The sequence below is a fragment of the Hymenobacter agri genome (genome assembly GCF_054778495.1).
This window is the reverse complement of the sequence record NZ_BAAGZM010000964.1, coordinates 1-1,096: the sequence shown is the minus strand read 5'-3', so window position 1 is coordinate 1,096 and position 1,096 is coordinate 1. Positions and strand designations below refer to the sequence as shown.

The 1,096-nt window shown below is 62.0% G+C and carries 1 protein-coding gene; it reads left to right on the top strand.

Annotated features, from left to right (window positions below; translation table 11 throughout):
* Positions 1-820, top strand: an 820-nt coding sequence (locus ACYVDE_RS23730; protein WP_460503991.1) for a hypothetical protein, incomplete at its 5' end; no start/stop codon positions are given.
* Positions 821-1,096: the final 276 nt, after the last annotated feature.

The following is a 1,096-nucleotide window of genomic DNA, read 5'->3' as shown; positions in this document are numbered from 1 at the left end:
GACGGCCCCAGCCGCCCCGGCCTTCACGTACCGCGCCGCCGAGCCCGTGAACGGCAAGCTGCGCGGCGTGGTGGAGCTGGGAGCCAGCGGCTTCAACATGTTCATCATCCGCGTTGATGACAAGCGCAACTGGAAGCTGGAAAAATCGGAATTCGGCAATAGCTTGGTGATGGAAAACATGGCCTCGGAAGAGGACGTGCGCGCCGGCCTGAAAGCCTACATCGGCAAGATGCTGGACTTTGGCGTGCCCGGCCGCGACATTCATTTTGTGGTAAGCTCGGGCGCGTCGCTGGCCGAGAACACCCGCCGCATTGTGAAAGGACTGGAAGCCCTGAAATACGTGGTAACCACCGTGACGCCCGAGCGCGAAGGCGTGCTGGGCCTGCGCGCCGCCCTGCCGGCCGACTATGCAACCAAAGGCTTTGTCGTCGACATGGGCTCGGCCAACAGCAAGATTTCGTGGTACGCCAATGGCCAGCCTCGCTCGGAAGACACGTACGGCTCGAAATACTTCGAGAAGAACGTGGACGATGCGGCGGTAGCGGCGGCCGTTAAGGCCAAAGCGGCGCAGGTACCGGCCAACCTGCGCGGCACCTGCTTCATCATTGGCGGGGTGCCCTACGAGCTGGCCAAATCGGTGCGCCAGGGCCAGGAGCCCTACACCGTGCTCAAAGCGCCCACCGACTACCAGCAGCTGGGCGGCGCCAAAATCAAGTCGGGACTGAACATTTACCAGGCCGTGGCCGAAGCCACCGGCTGCCAGCAGTTCGTGTTTGGCTACGACACCAATTTCACTATCGGCTACCTGCTGTCGTTGTAAGGTCTCCCACAAACTTAGCTCCCACTAAAAGCCCCGTACGGCCCGTACGGGGCTTTTTTGGGTTTGTATCCAAGCCCGGCCGGCCGGCCGGATGCCGGCTGCTGGCCGGATAATGCCGTTCTTTAGGCCTGCAATTCATTTTCCGGTACTCCCACCTACGCATGTTGAAATCTCGCTTACTCCTTCTTGCCATTGTTTTGGTTCTTCTGGCCGCCGTGCTCACGCTCCTGGGCACGGGCCTGCCACCGGCGGCCCCGGTTGCCGCCCGCTGGCTGG